Below are 14,773 nucleotides of genomic sequence, written 5' to 3' on the forward strand. Positions count from 1 at the left end.
TTTAGCCGGCGCAGCAGGACAACTGCTTTACGTCCTGGCGAAACGCCTGCGCTGCAAGCTTTAGCCCCTCGACCATCGTCAGGTACGGAAAGAGCTGCTCCGCCAGTTCCTCCACGGTCATTCTGTGGCGGATCGCCAGCGCTGCCGCCTGGATCAACTCCCCGGCTTCGGGCGCCACCGCCTGCACGCCGATCAGCCGGCGCGAGCCTTCCTCGATCACGAGCTTGATGAAACCCCGTGTATCGAAGTTGACGACGGCGCGCGGCACGTTGTCGAGAGTGAGCGTGCGACTGTCGGTCTCGATGCCGGCGACATGGGCTTCCTGTTCGCTCAGGCCCACGGTGGCGACCTGGGGATCGGTGAACACCACGACCGGCATGGCGGTGAGATCCAGCGACGCGTCCCCGCCCGTCATATGGATCGCCGCGCGGGTCCCGGCGGCGGCCGCGACGTAGACGAACTGCGGCCGGTCGGTGCAGTCGCCGGCCGCGTAGATGCCTGGGGCACTGGTGCGCATGCTGGCGTCGATGACGATGGCCCCCTGCGGATTCCGAGCCACGCGGGCCGCCTCCAGGTTGAGGCTCTGCGTGTTCGGTTTGCGGCCGGTCGCGATCAGCAGCCGGTCGGCGACCAGTTCGCCATCGGGAAGGGTGAGCACGAACTCGCCGTTCCGATAGGCGACTTGGCTTGCCTGGGTATGCTCCCGCACCTCGATGTCTTCCTCTCGGAAAGCGGCTGTCAGCGCCTCGCCGATGGCCGGGTCCTGACGGAAGAGCAGCGTGCTGCGCGCAAGGATTGTCACCCGGCTGCCCAATCGGGCAAAGGCCTGGGCCAATTCCACCGCCACCACCGACGAGCCGATTATGGCCAGACGCTCGGGGAGGGTGTCGGTCGCCAGCGCCTCGGTCGAGGTCCAATATGGTGTGTCCCCGAGGCCGGGGATGGGCGGCACGGCGGGACTCGCCCCGGTGGCGATCAGGCAGCGATCGAATGTCACCGTGCGCTCACCGCCTTCGTTGAGTCGAACGATCAAGCTGTGACCGTCCTGGAACCGCGCTTCGCCATGCAGCACCCGGATGGCCGGGTTGTCGGCCAGGACGCTTTCGTATTTGGCATGGCGCAGTTCCTCGACCCGCGCCTGCTGTTGCGCCAGCAGCCGTTCCCGTACAATCGCCGGCGGGGTGGGTGGCAGGCCCTCGTCAAACGGGCTTTCGCGGCGGAGGTGAGCAATCTGGGCTGCGCGAATCATGATCTTCGAAGGCACGCAGCCAACGTTGACGCAGGTGCCGCCGATGGTGGCGCGCTCCATGAGCGTGACGCGCGCCCCCCGCTCGACCGCTTTCCGGGCCGCCGCCATCGCCGCACCCCCGCTTCCGATCACCGCCACGCTCAAAGCCCCCTCCCGGTATCCAAGACTGGTCACCGCGGCCACCAATGCTTGCCGAGTCTCCGCTCCATCCGCCACGACTTCTGCCCGTCGCTGCGGAAAGGAGACCGACACCGAGCGAACACCGGGCACCTTTTCCAAAGCCTGCCGTATCCGCTCGGCACACAAGTCGCAACTCATCCCTTCGATTGGGAGGGTGAGGGGGATGGAAGGAGCCACGGGGGCGATCACTTCTTCTCCTTCTCGCCGGCAGGGTAACCTGCATTCTTGGTCGCTCGTTTCAGCGCGTCTACGTTGGTCTTTTGATCGTCGTAGGTGACGGTCACGATCTTTTTGCCTGGATCGACGGTCACTTTCTCCACGCCGGGCACCCGTTTGAGAGCGGTGCGCACCGTCGTCGGGCAGGCGCCGCAGGACATCCCGGGGATATACATCGTCGTGCTCTGCGTCGACGCCCACGCCAGGGAAATCATGACTAGAGCCAAGGCGGTAAGGGCGATCAGCTTTTTCCTGGTCATTTCGAGGTTCATCACAGTCTCCTTTTCATGGGAGGAGTGGCAGAACGTAAGGAAACCCGAGGGCAACCAAAACAAGAGCGGCCACGAGCCAAAAGAGGATCTTGTAGACCTTAGCGGCCTGCGGTGCCGAGCAAACTTCCTCGGCCTTACAGGAGGTTGCCGAACCGAAGATGGCCCGCCAGGCAAAGAAAAGCGCCACCAGAGCCACGCCGAGGAAGATCGGCCGATACGGCTCCAGCACGGTCAAGTTGCCAATCCAGGCACTGGAGAAACCAAGCGCCACCAGCACCAGCGGTCCAAGGCAGCAGCCCGAGGCGAGGAGAGCGGCGATGCCCGCCGCCGCCAACGCACGGCGACCTCCCTTCCCTTCCGAAACGGCTTTCTCCTTTCCGGACTCCATCCTCACGCTCTCAACGCTAACTCCGTACTAAACTACGGCGTCAAGGATCATGGAGCCGGAAGCAGAGGGACTGAGCATCGTCCTTCACTCTTCAGGGAATCATTCGGTTGCGGGAGTTTGACGAGGACCATCCTTGTGGGGACTCCCGGCAGTCAGCCTCGAAGCGTTTGCCAGATTTCCACCCATTCGTCGACGCCCAATTCCTCCGGACGTCTCCTCTCCTGGCAACCCAAGCTCTTCCCCAAACACTTCCGACGATGCAGGAAGCTCCGGCGCACGAAGCCACAGAACTCTTCTCGATCCTCCGAGCTCACCGGAGCCGCCTGGAGCGGCTCTAGCCAAACCACGGCAGAGTCGATCCTTGGCTTGGGATAGAAGACCGACGGAGGCAATCGTTTCCGGATCTCGATACGATAGAAGGACTGCCCCATTACGGAAAGGCTGCCGAAGGAGGAGTGCCGCGGCGCAGCCACGAGTCGCTCCGCTACCTCTCGCTGGAGCGTCACCACGATGCGGCGGAATGGCGTCCGATGGCGGAAGAGGGAGGCGAGAAACGGTCCGGAAATCGAATAGGGAAGATTGCCGATCAAAACCCAGTCGCGGGTGGGTTCGGGCCATTCCGCCCGAAGCACATCCCCTTCGCAGAGATGAAAGTCGGCCTCCCCCTGGAAGCGATCGCGCAGGATCGCCGCAAGGCCGCGGTCGATTTCTACCGCTCGGACCTCCGCCCCTTTACCCAAGAGAAGCTTCGTCAAAACCCCCAGGCCAGGTCCGACCTCCCAGATGCGCCAAGGGGAAGAAAGCCCTCGGAGGGCGCAGTCCACGATCCAACAGGCCAGGTTCCAATCATGGAGAAAATTTTGCCCGAATCGCCGCTGCGGGCGCAGCGCCGACCCGGCAAGTTGTTCCCGGATCTTCCGAATGTTCATCGTTCTTCCCGGCTCCCCTTCCCGGGCAGGAGCGCCCCTTCCTTCGCGCCGCCTCTCGCTCGAAGGCACGAAAACCTTCCTTGCGATTCTCGGCCCGCTCTGTTAAGGGCCATATTTATGGAGCTTTGTACCCACAACCTAGGTTATCCCAGGATAGGTCCCAATCGCGAGCTCAAGCGCGCGCTCGAGTCGTACTGGAAAGGAGAGGCGGCGCTTGACTCTCTCCTGCAGGTCGCCTCGGAGCTTCGGCGGCAGGCGTGGGCCCGTCAAAAGGCGGCGGGGATCCGCTGGATCCCGACTGGCGACTTCAGCCTCTACGATCATGTCCTGGACACCTCGGCGCTCGTGGGCGCGGTCCCGCCCCGATTCGGTTCTGTCGGCGGAGAGGTTTCCATCGATCAGCTGTTTGCCATGGCACGAGGACTGCTGGAACGCGAGCAGACACGCGGCACCCAAGGCCCTGCTCCCATGGAGATGACGAAGTGGTTTGATACCAACTATCACTATATTGTTCCCGAACTCAAGCCGGGGCAGAGCTTCCAACTTTCCTCCCAAAAACCATTCGCCGAATTCCTCGAAGCCCGGCAGGCCGGATTTCCGGCAAAGCCGGTCCTGCTGGGACCGATCAGCTTTCTGCGGCTCTCCAAGGTCGAAGGAAACGAGGATGCGGCACAACTCCTTCCGGCCCTTCTTCCCGTCTATCAGGAAATTCTCCGGCGGTTCTCCGAGCTGGGATGCGAATGGATCCAAATCGACGAACCCACCTTGGTCCTCGATCTTCCGCCTTCCTTCCAGAAGGCGCTGAGCGTTGCCTACGACGGACTCCGGTCGGCGGCCCCGAATCTCAAGCTGCTGTTGGCCACCTACTTCGGCCCGCTGCGGGATAACCTCGAGGCAGCCTTCTCCCTGCCGGTCGACGCCGTGCATTGGGACGCAACGCGGGCGGGCTCGGAGCTGGAAAGTGTCCTGAGCGCGCTGCCCCCAAACATGATCTTGTCGTTGGGGGTCGTCGACGGACGAAACGTCTGGCGAAACGACTTTGCCGAATCTCTCCGCTCCATCGAGCGCGCTCTAGCGGCAGTCGGGCAGGAGCGCCTTTGGCTTGCTCCCTCTTGCTCCCTGCTGCATGTACCCGTGAGCTTGGAAGGAGAAAAGCGCCTCGATCCGGAATTGCGCAGTTGGCTTGCCTTCGCCTACGAAAAACTCCGCGAAGTTGACCTTTTGGCGCGGCTGACGCTGCGAGACCCGGCCTCGTTATCCGCTCTCGAGGAAAACCGGCGGGTTCTCGAATCGCGTCGGCAGAGCAACCGCGTGCATGATCCCGCGGTCGCCCAGCGAGTGACTGCGGTTGGCCCTCTCGATCTCCAGAGAAAGAGCGCCTATCCGGCGCGTAGAAAGGCGCAGCGTGGCCGAAGTCCGTTGCCGCTGCTTCCCACTACCACGATCGGCTCTTTTCCCCAGACCGCCGAAGTGCGGAAGGCCCGGGCGCGATGGCGAGCCGGCGGGCTTACAACGACGGAATACGAATCCTTCCTGGAAGGAGAGATCCGGCAGGTCGTCGATCTACAGGAAGAGATTGGCCTCGACGTCCTCGTGCATGGCGAATTCGAGCGCAACGACATGGTGGAATACTTCGGAGAGCAGCTGGCCGGCTTCGCCTTCACGGAAGGAGGATGGGTGCAGAGCTATGGCTCCCGCTGCACCAAGCCCCCCATCATCTTCGGCGATGTCTCCCGTCCGAAGCCGATGACTGTGCGCTGGTCGCAGTTCGCTCAGTCGCTGACGCAAAAGCCGATGAAGGGGATGCTGACCGGACCGGTCACAATTCTCCAATGGAGCTTTGTTCGCGACGATCAGCCCCGCGCGACCACGGCTCGTCAAATCGCCCTAGCGATACGAGACGAGGTTGCCGATCTGGAAAAAGCCGGCCTTTCGGCGATTCAGATCGACGAACCGGCGCTGCGGGAAGGGCTTCCTCTGCGACGGGCCGATTGGCCTGCCTACCTCACCTGGGCGGTCGAAGCCTTCCGCCTCAGCGCGAGCGTCGTGGCCGACTCGACGACCATCCACACGCACATGTGCTATTCGGAGTTCAACGACATCATCGACGCGATTGCAGCCCTGGATGCCGACGTGATTTCGATCGAGGCCAGCCGTTCCAGCATGGAGCTGCTCCATGCCTTCGTTCACTTCCGTTACCCCAATGAGATCGGGCCCGGCGTCTGGGACATTCATTCGCCTCGCATCCCCTCGACGGAAGAGCTTGCCGAAGGGATTCGACGCGCCTTGACGGTTCTTCCCGCCGCTGCCCTTTGGGTCAATCCCGACTGCGGACTGAAGACGAGGAACGCCGCGGAGGTGGTCCCCTCCTTGCGCCACATGGTAGAAGCGGCCAGGAGGGTCCGAAAACAGTTAGCGGAAAAGGGAGAATCCGTCTCCTGAGGGAAACTCCTCTTCCCTGGCGATGACGAAGCCGCGAAGTTTTCCCGTAGGCTCTTCCCAAGCAGAGTCGATCGATTGGATCCATGGAGCAAGATGAGCCGCCTCGACTCGATCCAGCAACTGATGAATGGCGCATTCCTCTCCTTCGACGAGGAGTTCCACTCGGCCGTCCCGGCGGTTCCAGACGGCCCCTTCCACAGAGAGGTCCTGCGCAAGGCGCGCTACCGTGGCCCGGAAACCGACGCCTTGGACCGTGCCGGAGTAGATAACACGCAACCGCTTCCTCATGCCGGAACATCGGAGATGGGCAATCTTCCGCTCGCGAGCCACGATCCGTCGCCTAATCTACCGCTGTGGACACGAAAAGAACAATGTTTTGCGTAGGAGGTCCAGCAACTCATGGCCCTTTCGTTAGCCGAAGGCGGAAAGTTTCTGATCTTGGGGATACCCGGCCCGGAAGTCGACTCGGCCACGCGGGAGATCCTCGAGGCTGTTCGGCCATCCGGCCTGATCCTCTTCGCTCGCAATCTCCGTTCTCCGGAACAGTTTCGCGCCCTCCTGGACGAGTTGCGGCGGCTTTTGCCCTTCCCCCCATTCCTTGCCATGGATCAGGAAGGCGGACGCGTCTCGCGCCTGCGGCAGATTGGGAACGAACCACCCAGCGCTCGCGATTTGCATGAGCGGGGGGACACCTCCCTGATTCGGCGCCACGGAACGCTGACCGGCCAGCTTTTCCGTCTTTTCGGACTCAACTGGAACCTCGCCCCAGTTCTGGATCTCGAAATCGATGCCGAGGCGGACAACTCTCTTCGGAATCGATGCTATGGCCGGAATCCCGACGAAGTTTCCCGGCTGGCCTCCACCTTCCTGGAAGCGATGCGCACCGAGGGGATTCTCTCTTGCGGCAAGCATTTTCCTGGCTACACCTTCGTACGCGTCGATCCTCACGAAACTCTCCCCACACTCGATCGGGATCCCGCTCAGCTTGAGGCGGAGGAGTGGAAGCCCTTTCGCAAGCTTCTTCCGGTTTGCGACTCGCTCATGGTCGGGCACGTCCGCTGTCCGACCCTCGATCCTTCGGGCCTTCCCAGTTCTCTTTCCCCGGCCATCGTCCGGGGTATTCTCCGGCAGAAATGGGACTATCCCGGCGTCGTGGTCACCGATGATCTCGATATGGGCGCGATCTCCAATCATTACTCGCTTCCCGATGCCGCCGAGCTCGCGCTTCGCGCCGGCAGCGATCTCTTGCTGGTTTGCCATCGGCCGCAGTTCGCTAGGGAAGTAGCCGAGCGCTTGGCCCGCTTGCCCGATGCCGTCCGTGCGCCGGCCGAGAGACGGATCGAAAGCTTGCGCGAGCGGCTAGCCGCACCTCTCCCCTTTTCTTTTGAACGTTTCGTCGACCTCGACGTTCATGTCGGCAGGCTGCGGGCGGACTCCCTCTCGCCTGAGAAAGCCAGTGAACCAACGCGGGATCACGCGAAGCGCTCCCCTGTCGAAACCTATTGAAGAAAGCGATCCGGAACTCCTCTTCTCAAAGCTTCGTCGTCGCGCGGCGGCAATGTAGTTGCTATTTATAGCGTTTTCGTGCACGATTGCCGCCCCTCCATGTCGACTTCCCGCTGGCTCGGACAGGAATGGCTCCCTTCGACCGGCTGTCTCCTGGCGATTGCGGGTGCGACGAAAGAGTCTCTTCTCACCCTGGCTGTTGACTCTCCCCGACCCCTTCTCTGGGCGGTTCCAGCGACCGGTCTTTCGGGCAAAGAGATTGCGGAGTTGCGCCGCAGCGGAGGCAGCGTTTTTGAAGAAGAAGAAGCTCCCTGCATCGCGCGGTGGATCCGCGAGCGCACGGAATCCGGTGAGCTGGTCGCGCTCATGGATGAGATCCGCTCGGAGCCCGATCACACCGTCCGCCTACCGAATCCAGCCTTCCGAAAGGTCTTCGAGAGTTATCCAGGACCAGTGTGCCCCGTGTGGATCGACCTGCTATGGATCCCGCTCTTTCGCCGCTGGGCTCTCGAGTCCATTGGGCCTGGGGAATCCTCCCTTGTCTACGTCGGCCCTCCCGGTCCGACACCCATTTCGTCTCTCGATTGGCTGATCAAGGGTTGGTACGACCTCGGGGAGCGCGCGCTTTCCAGCAGGCCGGAGATCGACGGAAGCCTCGCCCTGGCCTGCTTCCTGACGCTGCGCCAAGCACGTTCGCGTATCGTCCTCACCGACGGCTTCCAAGATGGTCGGGCACTGACCGGAGCGAAGTTGCTCGCTGCCGGACTGGGCCTTGCCCGATGGCTGCGCCGCTCTGTTTCCGAGCCGCGAGTCGGACTCGTCTTGCCCCCCGGCATTGGCGCTGCGGTAGCGAATCTGGGCTGCCTTTTCGCCGGAAAGACCCCCGTCAACCTGAACTTTACCGCCGGACGAACGTCGAACGCCGTTGCCATCCGAAATTCCGGTCTGCGGATGATCCTCACGGCTGAAGCCATCCAGGCGAAGCTAGCCGATTTTCCGTGGACGAATCGGACGGTCGACCTCCGAAAGCTCTTATTGGGCTTCCCGCGTCTCTCCCTCCTCCGCGATGGCCTCCTGGGAGCATACCTCCCCACTAGGCTCGCCCTTCGCCTGACCGGCATTCCTCTCCGTGGCGGGGACCGGGAGGCGACTCTTCTCTTTACGAGCGGCACGGCCGGCGACCCCAAAGGGGTGCCTCTTTCCCACCGCAATCTCCTGGCCAACGTGGCCCAGATCGAGGCGATTCTCGGTCAGATCCAGATTGAGCGAATCTTGGCCTGCCTACCGGTCTTTCACAGCTTCGGCGCCACAGCCACCCTCTGGTGGCCATTGATGGGCGGGCCTCACGCAATCACCTACGTGAGCCCGATGGAGGCCGAGAAGCTTGCTCAACTGATCGAGGTCCACCGGATCGACCTTCTCATCACCGCGCCCACATTCCTGCGAACGCTTCTCCGGAAGTCCGGCCGGAATCAGTTACGCAGCCTTCGCCTGGTGATCGTCGGATCCGAAAGGCTTTCGCAAGCGTTGCGGGCAGAGTTTGAAGCGAAGTTTGGCACCCCGGTCTGCGAAGGCTACGGCCTGACCGAAGCCTCCCCGGTCGTTTCCACAAACCTAATGGATCTCCGTCATCCAGTGGGCACCGCTTCTTACAGCGCACGCAACCGTCCAGGAACCGTCGGTCGCATTGCTCCAGGAATCAGCGTGCGAGTCCGGCACCCGGAAACTGGAGACGACCTTTCTCTTTCCGAGCGAGGCATCCTCTGCTTCCGAGGAGCCAATATCTTCTGCGGATATCTTGACGATCCCCTTCGCACCCAAGGCGCCCTCTCCGCCGGCTGGCTCCTGAGCGGGGATATTGGACGCGTCGACGAAGATGGCTTTCTCCAGATCGAGGGGCGGATCAGCCGTTTTTCCAAGCTTGCCGGGGAGATGGTTCCTCATGGAACCGTGGAAGAAGCCATCCATAACGCCTTCGGCGCGGAACTCGGAGAAGGCCTTGAAGTCGCGGTCGTCGGCATTCCGAATGGGAAGCGGGGAGAAGAGCTCGTTCTTTTTTCCAATCGGCCTCTGACCCTATGGGCCATTCGCCGCAAGCTCGTCGCGCAGGGGCTCTCTTCGCTCTGGAGCCCGCGAAAGGTGATCCTACGAGCAGAAATTCCGAAAACCCCGCTGGGTAAGATCGATTTTAGAACGCTTCGGAAAATCGCGCTCGCCGAGGAAGAGGAATTCCGCCCATCGGACGAACCGTTAGGCGCCGGATAGAACCGCTTCGGTTAGGCGATGCCTGGTTGCGAAAAGCCGAGAAGCACCGCCACCCAGGAGATCGCCCAGCGCATGCTGACCGCCTCCCCGCATCCCGCTCACCTCCAGGAGGCGGCGCTCATAGCGTTCGATCAGGGCAAGGGAAGGCGGATGCGCTTCCAGGTAACTGAGGGCCTTGCGCAGCAATTCGTAGAGGTTCGGGAAAGGACTCCCACGCTCCACAGATCCCCCCACCAGCTCGCCAAAATATTGCGCGCAGGAGAAGGTGGCCCAGTTCCTCCGAAGGGACAAAAAGGGATTTCTCACCCGCGCCTCCTTAAAGAGGTGGAGATCTCCCGTCCGAGGCACAAGCACCGCAATCTCGCAGAGGTAGAAGAGATCGAGCGGTCCCCGATAGGAACCCGGCCATCTCTTTGCGCCCTTTGCCACCGTCTGGATCCAACCCAGGTCGGAGGTCATCCAACCAAGAATCCAACTGCTCTCGGAATAGGAATGCCGCCGCAAGAGGATGCCTTCCGTTTGCCGCTCCCGATCCATCGTTCAGCGCTCCCGCGAGGAATTTCCGGGATTAGAGCGGGAAACGGCTCCCCGAGCGAGCGCAAAAACGCGCGCTTGCTCCGCCTCCATCGCCGCCCGGTCCCCTTGGGATTGGTCGTCCCATCCTCCCAGATGAAGAAACCCGTGGATCCCATAAAGAAGCACCTCCTCTTCCGTGGTCAGATTGTGGCGGGGCGCTTCCTTTTCGGCAACCCAAGGACAGAGGAGTACCTCACCGTGATCGAAAGAGAGGACATCGGTCGGCCCCGGCTCCCCCATCCATTCGGCGTGCAACGCCGCCATGGCTCGTGAAGAGATTAGGGAGAGTTCAATGCTCGGCGGCAAGGGCCGGCCTCGCGTCCGGATCTGTCGAAGAGCCATCTGCCACTGAAGTAGCAAGGCCCGATGGGAGAGGCGCACCCGCCGCTGATGGTTGAAGACGCAGAGCTTCGGCATCATCGGGCTTTCTCTGTGGATATCGAAGACGGCTATGCAGCATGGTCTTCAAGCTGAACCTCAAGCTATCTTCAATCGATCGCAACTCCTTGAGCGTGAGATTGCATTCGTCGAGTTGATGGTCGGCCAGCTTTCGCCAAACGAGTTCGCACACCATCTGCTCGATCTGTTGGGTGGTAGGTCTCTCCAGGCTGCGAGAGGCGCTTTCCACGATATCGGCGAGCATGAGAATCCCGGTTTCCCGGCTCTGCGGTTTTGGCCCCGGATAGCGAAACTGGCTCTCGTCAAATCCGGGCACATCCTTCTCCGAGGCTCCCAAAATACGGACTCCCGCCTTGCAGTCCTCGATCGTCCGAAGCGCCCGCTGATAAAAATAGTAGACGAGAGAATCGCCATGATGTTGTTCGATGCCGTCCAGAATGGGCCGTCTCAAATGATGGCGCTGAGCCAACTCCATCCCGTCCTTTACATGGGAGACGATGACCAACGCGCTCAAGGAAGGCGAGAGCCTATCGTGTGGATTCCCTTCCCCATCGATGTTTTCCGCAAAATATTGAGGATTCACAAGCTTCCCCACGTCATGAAAATAGGCCATCACCCGACAGAGGGCCGAGTTGGCTCCCACGGTCTGCGCCGCCGCTTCCGCGAGATTCGCCACCATGAGGCTATGGTGATAAGTTCCGGGAGCCTCGCTCGCAAGACGCCGCAGCAAAGGATGATTTAGGTCGGAAAGCTCAATCCAGGTGAAATCGGTGTTCACGCAAAAGAGCTCCTCCAAGAAGGGCAGGATCGCATTGACGAGGACTCCGGCAGCAAAGCCCTCAATTACGCTCCAGGCACCCTGTGCAATGAGCACATCGCTTTCCGTTTCGCCCACATACCCGAAGGCCATGGCGCAGGCGAGGCTGACCACGCCCACCGCCATTCCCGCCTGGATGACGTCTCGGCGACGACGGACCCGCTGGGTCATGTAGACACCCACAAAGCCCGATACGAGATTGTTCACCAGAAGAGGAATGCTCTGGCTGATCAAGACTGCGCTGAACAGCGAGGATGCAAAAACGGTGAAGAGTCCGGAGAAGGCCCCGAGAAGCGCGGTCGTCAGCAGAGGGGCCAGGGCGGTGGGAACATAAAAGTAGAGAGCGCCGAATTCCGCCCCCGGCTGATGCATTGACCAGAGGTAGATGGCTTTACCGACAAACAGGTGGAGGAGGACGGCGGCCAATACCAGCGCAAGCTTGGAATTGCTCTGGAAGAGCTCCGGAAGCCCGATCCGCATCGGGATCAAGATTCCCGCCGAGAGAACAACCGTCAGCAGAGCGACCGAGTAGGTTGGATGCGAGTGAGACCAGCTGCCGCAGGCGATGCCAAGGGCCGTGAAGAGCAGGAAGAGCAACCCCCGAACCCGTTGGTCCTTCTCCAACCTCTCCCGCCACTTTGGGCCACTCGCCGCCTTGCGGGACCGGCCGCAGGCCAGTCCCTTGCGCATTAGCCGCCAGCGCTCGAAAAAGCTCATGCGTTCGCTTGCCGCCCTGCTTGCTCCCGATGCCTGCGGTAGGCTTCCAGGATCCGCCGCACCAGATCGTGACGAAGTACATCCTGTTCCGTGAATTCGCAGATCGAGATCCCCTGCTGCCCCTCTAGGGCGGAGATCGCCTCCAACAAACCCGATTGCCGACCGCGGGGAAGGTCGATCTGCGTAGGGTCTCCAGTGATCGCGCAGCGAGAATCCGGGCCCATCCGCGTGAGAAGCATGAACATCTGCTCCGGTGTAGTGTTCTGCGCTTCGTCCAAGATCACGAAGCAGTGCGCCAACGTCCGGCCTCGCATGAACGCCAGAGGGGCGATCTCGATCCAGCCGCGGCTGAGGTAACGCTGCAGTTCTTCGGGAGGGAGCATCTCTTCCAGTGCATCGTAAAGAGGCCGCAGATAGGGAAGGACCTTCTCTTCCACTTGCCCGGGAAGAAACCCTAAGGCCTCCCCCGCCTCCACCGCAGGCCGCGTGAGTACGATCCGCTCTACCTCCTGGGCCCGGTGCGCCTCCACCGCCGCGGCAACTGCCAGGTACGTCTTGCCGGTTCCCGCTGGGCCGACCCCAAAGACAAGCTCATGGGAGCGCAACGCCTCCACGTAGGCGCGTTGGCTCGGGGTACGCGCCACGATCGACGCCCCATGGTTGGAGGGACGCAAGCCCTGCCGATGCAACGTCGCCAAATCGACCCCATCTCCGCGTCCGATGACATCCACGGTATATCGCAACTCCTGCTTCCCGATATTCACTCCTCGATGGCGAGCGTCCTCGAGCTGTCGGAAGGCTTGTGTCGCCTTTGCGACTCCCTCTGCTTCGCCCTCGATGCGGATCCACCCTTCCCGCGTAGTCACTTTCACCGAAAAAGCCTCTTCGAGAATGCGCACATTCTTCGATTCATTTCCGAGGATCGCCACCACATCCCTCGGGCCGCCGAACGCAAGGGTTTCCCGAGTCATCGTTCCTGCGCGCTAGAGCCTCCGCAAGACATTTGTCCGCCTCCCCTGAAAGGTCTCGCCGAACAAAACGAAACTAAGGGATGACGATCGCGAATTTCCCGACCCAAGGCGCAAGCCTTTGACATTTCGATACGATCTATCTATCCACAATTAGCCTATCTTCAAGCCCGCACTCGTGCAAACCGAAATCGGCTGCCCGACGGTCCTCTCCTCCCGAAGCGGCAGCCTGCGACCCACCGTCGAATGAACCTCCTCTTTGCCGCAACCGAGCTTTCCCCCTACGCAAAGACGGGCGGACTGGCCGACGTGCTGGCGGCCCTCCCCGCTGCCTTGCGACGGAGGGGGCACTCGGTTGCCTGCGTTCTCCCCCTCTTCCGTTCGATCCGAGAAACCCTCCCGGAGCTGCGCCCCACCGATCTAGTCCTTAGCGCACCCTTGGGCCTCTCCCTGCAGAGTGCCCGGATCTGGGAAGGGCGGACCGACCGGGACATTCGCGTCTTCCTGGTCGAAAAGGAGGAGTTCTTCGATCGAACCTACCTTTATGGCCCTCCGGGAACGGATTACGCCGACAACGCGAGCCGCTTCTTTTTCTTCTCCAAGATCATTCCGCTGCTCGCCCAACACGTGCAGCCGACCCCAGAGATTCTCCATCTCCACGATTGGCATACCGGTCTCGTTCCGGTCTTCGTTCGCGCCGGACGACTTCCTTTCCGAACGCTTTTCACGATTCACAACCTCGCCTACCAGGGAAACTTTTGGGGATTGGACTTTCCCTTAACCAACCTGCCGGCAAGCTACTTTTCTCCCGCCGGAATCGAGTTTCACCAGCATATCAACTGCCTGAAGGCTGCGATCGTCTTTTCCGACCGCTTGACGACCGTGAGTCCACGCTATGCTCGGGAGATTCAAACGCCGGAATTCGGTTGCGGGCTCGCCGAGGTCCTGCACGAAAGAAAATACAAGCTTTCCGGGATCCTCAACGGGGCCGATTACACCCGATGGGATCCGCGCAGCGACCCTAGGTTGGCCACCCGCTATTCCGCAGGCAATCCGGACGCCAAGCATCTCTCCAAGGACCTGGTCGCCAAGCAGGTTGGCTGGGAGCCGTCCGACGCCCCGCTCTTTTGTCTGATCTCCCGGCTCACTGCGCAAAAAGGCATTCCGCTTCTTATCGAAATCATCGACGAGTTCCGGCAGGAAGACAGCCGCCTCATCGTGCTGGGAGAAGGCGACCCTTCTTTGCAGGAGAGCCTGCTGGGCTTGGCCCGCGCCTTCTCCCAAAGCATCGCGGTCCGCATCGGCTTTGACGAGGCCTTTGCCCACCTCCTCCTGGCCGGGGCCGACTTCCTGCTCACGCCCTCCCTCTTCGAGCCATGCGGTCTCACCCACCTCTATGCTCTTCGCTACGGAACTCTTCCCATCGCTCGCGAAACCGGAGGGTTGGCGGATACCATCACCTCGTGGAATCCGGTTGCTGGACAAGGAACGGGGTTTCTCTTCCAGGCACCTGTCGCGAGCGCCTTTGCCGAGGCCGTCCGGCGGGCAAAAGAGGTCTATCGCGACCCTCCCTCTCTCCGAGAGATGCGCCAGGAGGCCATGCGCCAAGAGTTCTCCTGGGAACGAAGTGCTGCTGCCTACGAGGAGATCTACCAGCGGCTGATCGGCAGCGCGGCTAGAGATTAACCGCCATTTCTCACAAGCTTTCTCCTGCGGCTTGCACAATGGGCTTGTCTGCTTCGTTGGGCTTGGTTTTCCATCCTTGCAGTATGTCGTCATACAGCTCCGGTGGAAAACCGGCGCCTCGCCTCGCATCCAAGCCCATTTGCGGCGCCTCGGCTACGAAATT

At 61.5% G+C, this 14,773-nt stretch carries 13 protein-coding genes; 4 read left to right on the forward strand and 9 right to left on the reverse strand.

All coding sequences use genetic code 11. The features are described from left to right. Position 1 precedes the first annotated feature (1 nt). The 4 genes from merA to rsmA all read right to left on the reverse strand — a co-directional run bounded on the left by merA (position 2) and on the right by rsmA (position 3,234). Positions 2 to 1,618, reverse strand: coding sequence for a mercury(II) reductase (gene merA / locus A37A_RS0104610; RefSeq protein WP_018290358.1), 1,617 nt, complete (start codon positions 1,616 to 1,618; stop codon positions 2 to 4). Next, positions 1,615 to 1,917: a mercury resistance system periplasmic binding protein MerP gene (gene merP / locus A37A_RS0104615; protein WP_018290359.1), complete on the reverse strand. Its 303-nt coding sequence runs from the start codon at positions 1,915 to 1,917 to the stop codon at positions 1,615 to 1,617. The genes merA and merP overlap by 4 nt, the downstream gene beginning before the upstream one ends. Positions 1,918 to 1,930: 13 nt before the next feature. Next, positions 1,931 to 2,305 (reverse strand): mercuric ion transporter MerT, encoded by a 375-nt coding sequence (gene merT / locus A37A_RS0104620; protein WP_018290360.1) that lies wholly within the window; start codon positions 2,303 to 2,305, stop codon positions 1,931 to 1,933. A gap of 152 nt (positions 2,306 to 2,457) precedes the next feature. Further along, positions 2,458 to 3,234, reverse strand: a complete 777-nt coding sequence (gene rsmA / locus A37A_RS0104625; protein ID WP_018290361.1) for a 16S rRNA (adenine(1518)-N(6)/adenine(1519)-N(6))-dimethyltransferase RsmA — start codon at positions 3,232 to 3,234, stop codon at positions 2,458 to 2,460. A gap of 117 nt (positions 3,235 to 3,351) precedes the next feature. Here rsmA and metE point away from each other — a divergent pair, with 117 nt between their 5' ends. Then, positions 3,352 to 5,676 (forward strand): 5-methyltetrahydropteroyltriglutamate--homocysteine S-methyltransferase, encoded by a 2,325-nt coding sequence (gene metE / locus A37A_RS0104635; RefSeq protein ID WP_018290363.1) that lies wholly within the window; start codon positions 3,352 to 3,354, stop codon positions 5,674 to 5,676. Here metE and A37A_RS15830 read toward each other — a convergent pair. Further along, a complete protein-coding gene (locus tag A37A_RS15830) occupies positions 5,647 to 5,964 on the reverse strand; it encodes an acylphosphatase (protein WP_020494018.1) in 318 nt (105 codons plus the stop codon). The two genes, metE and A37A_RS15830, sit on opposite strands and share 30 nt — an antisense overlap. A gap of 111 nt (positions 5,965 to 6,075) precedes the next feature. Here A37A_RS15830 and A37A_RS0104645 point away from each other — a divergent pair, with 111 nt between their 5' ends. Both A37A_RS0104645 and A37A_RS0104650 read left to right on the forward strand, forming a co-directional pair. After that, positions 6,076 to 7,182, forward strand: coding sequence for a glycoside hydrolase family 3 N-terminal domain-containing protein (locus A37A_RS0104645; RefSeq protein ID WP_018290365.1), 1,107 nt, complete (start codon positions 6,076 to 6,078; stop codon positions 7,180 to 7,182). A 99-nt stretch (positions 7,183 to 7,281) separates the two neighbouring features. Next, a complete protein-coding gene (locus A37A_RS0104650) occupies positions 7,282 to 9,447 on the forward strand; it encodes an AMP-binding protein (protein WP_018290366.1) in 2,166 nt (721 codons plus the stop codon). On the opposite strand, the gene A37A_RS0104655 is transcribed toward A37A_RS0104650, so the two are convergent. The 4 genes from A37A_RS0104655 to A37A_RS0104670 are packed head-to-tail and all read right to left on the reverse strand — an operon-like array spanning position 9,433 to position 12,927. Then, positions 9,433 to 9,984, reverse strand: a complete 552-nt coding sequence (locus A37A_RS0104655; RefSeq protein WP_018290367.1) for a DNA repair protein RecO — start codon at positions 9,982 to 9,984, stop codon at positions 9,433 to 9,435. The genes A37A_RS0104650 and A37A_RS0104655 overlap by 15 nt on opposite strands. 3 nt (positions 9,985 to 9,987) lie before the next feature. After that, positions 9,988 to 10,287, reverse strand: a complete 300-nt coding sequence (ybeY, locus tag A37A_RS15835) for an rRNA maturation RNase YbeY (protein WP_018290368.1) — start codon at positions 10,285 to 10,287, stop codon at positions 9,988 to 9,990. A 25-nt stretch (positions 10,288 to 10,312) separates the two neighbouring features. Next, positions 10,313 to 11,956 carry an HD family phosphohydrolase gene (locus A37A_RS0104665; protein WP_020494019.1) on the reverse strand — a complete coding sequence of 548 codons (1,644 nt, stop codon included), beginning with the start codon at positions 11,954 to 11,956 and terminating at the stop codon, positions 10,313 to 10,315. Continuing rightward, complete coding sequence (locus A37A_RS0104670) at positions 11,953 to 12,927, reverse strand: PhoH family protein (protein ID WP_018290370.1); 975 nt, start codon at positions 12,925 to 12,927, stop codon at positions 11,953 to 11,955. The genes A37A_RS0104665 and A37A_RS0104670 overlap by 4 nt, the downstream gene beginning before the upstream one ends. 243 nt (positions 12,928 to 13,170) lie before the next feature. On the opposite strand from A37A_RS0104670, the gene glgA reads away from it, so the two are divergent. Then, a complete protein-coding gene (glgA, locus tag A37A_RS0104675) occupies positions 13,171 to 14,610 on the forward strand; it encodes a glycogen synthase GlgA (RefSeq protein WP_018290371.1) in 1,440 nt (479 codons plus the stop codon). The last annotated feature ends 163 nt before the right edge of the window (positions 14,611 to 14,773 follow it).

The organism is Verrucomicrobium sp. 3C (genome assembly GCF_000379365.1).
Classification (GTDB): Bacteria; Verrucomicrobiota; Verrucomicrobiia; order Methylacidiphilales; family Methylacidiphilaceae; genus Methylacidimicrobium.